A 233-nucleotide genomic window follows, 5' to 3' on the forward strand; every position below is an offset into this window, starting at 1 on the left:
GGTTTAGGCATAGAAATGCTCGAAAACTTTATCCAAACAGATGCCGCTATAAATAGTGGTAACTCTGGCGGCGCATTGGTTAACTTAAAAGGCGAACTCATCGGGATAAATACCGCAATTGTCGCCCCTAATGGCGGTAATGTCGGTATTGGTTTCGCTATCCCTGCCAATATGGTGAATAACCTTGTTGATCAAATTATTGAACATGGTGAAGTCAGACGTGGGGTATTAGG

1 protein-coding gene is annotated in these 233 nt (G+C 43.3%); it reads left to right on the forward strand.

The window, feature by feature from the left end:
• Positions 1-233: trypsin-like serine protease (locus AAEY78_RS15110; RefSeq protein WP_352340333.1), on the forward strand; the 233-nt coding region annotated here is incomplete at both ends.

The sequence above is a fragment of the Psychrobacter sp. 16-MNA-CIBAN-0192 genome, from assembly GCF_040309565.1.
Lineage (GTDB): Bacteria > Pseudomonadota > Gammaproteobacteria > Pseudomonadales > Moraxellaceae > Psychrobacter.